The 1,164-nt window shown below is 36.2% G+C and carries 2 protein-coding genes; both read left to right on the forward strand.

The features are described from left to right. Window positions 1-83 precede the first annotated feature (83 nt). On the forward strand, window positions 84-626 hold the full coding sequence (locus ACODS7_RS32140) for a helix-turn-helix domain-containing protein (RefSeq protein ID WP_256426922.1): 543 nt from the start codon (window positions 84-86) through the stop codon (window positions 624-626). Beyond that, window positions 596-1,150 (forward strand): IS630 family transposase, encoded by a 555-nt coding sequence (locus ACODS7_RS32145; RefSeq protein ID WP_243169469.1) that lies wholly within the window; start codon window positions 596-598, stop codon window positions 1,148-1,150. The genes ACODS7_RS32140 and ACODS7_RS32145 overlap by 31 nt, the downstream gene beginning before the upstream one ends. The last annotated feature ends 14 nt before the right edge of the window (window positions 1,151-1,164 follow it).

Below are 1,164 nucleotides of genomic sequence, written 5' to 3' on the forward strand. Positions count from 1 at the left end.
TATATAAGTTCCGTTTAATGTTTTAACATCGATAAAAGTGTCTATACTGCTTATTATCAAAGGTGATAGGGAGTGGATAGACAATGGCAAAGTTATATGTAACCACAAAATATGGAGTGACTCCACAAGATTTATTGCAAGAAGAACGGAAAATCAAAGACTCCTTTTTTAAACAGCGCCTTATAGCTGTTCGCCTAGTTATGGAAGGACATTCTGCTACATCCGCTTCTCAAATTTTAGGAATATGTAGACAGTCGGTTTCCACTTACGTACATATTTTCAATTCCGATGGAATTGATGGATTATTAGAAAGACGTTATCCACCAGGTCGTGCGCAATACTTGTCTTCGGTAGAAGAAGAAGAGGTCCGTCATATGTTAACTTCTAGCACACCTGCCGAAGAAGGCATTGGACCTGAGGCACATTGGGATACTCGTGTCATTCAAACCATGCTAGAAGAACGTTATCATCTTTCAATGTCTCGAAGTGGGATATGTGATATGTTACACCGCTGGGGTTTTACTTATACTAGGCCTACTTATCGTTTAAAGAAGGCGGATCCCCTTAAACAGAAAAAGTTCCTACAGGAACTCGATTGGATAAAAAAAACTTATCCGATGATATGATTCTTTTCTATGAAGATGAAACGCATATTCGAGATTATCAAGCACTACATACTTCTTGGTTTCTTCGGGGAAAACAAAAACAAATTCCTACATATGGCCGGCATGCCAGCGTTACATTATTTGGTGCTGTTAACACGCAAAACGGCAGATTGCATTGCATGGAGGCTTCGTCTTGTAATGCAATCTATTTTCGGCACTTTTTACAATATGTTTTACATGAAAATCCAAATAAACATATTGTGATGATATTGGATAATGCTCGTATACATCATGCAAAGCTATTAAAACCTTTTCTAAAAAAGAATAACCAACGGTTAACATTCATCTTTTTACCGCCGTATTCTCCCAATTTGAATTTATTGGAACGTATTTGGAAAGCATTAAAAGAAAGTGTTATCTCTAATCGTTTTCATGCATCCCAGAAAGAAATAAAAACATCAGTTCTTTCTTTTCTAGAACATCTTTCTCAATTTCCTGAAAAGGTGCTTCAAAGGTTAGGAACTGAACAATTGTTAAAATATTAAACGTAACTTATATA

The sequence above is a fragment of the Bacillus sp. FG16 genome, assembly GCF_057809515.1.

Excerpts from the sequence above, each read along its gene's own strand:
- ACODS7_RS32140 (WP_256426922.1), top strand. The coding sequence starts at position 84 with ATGGCAAAGTTATATGTAACCACAAAATATGGAGTGACTCCACAAGAT.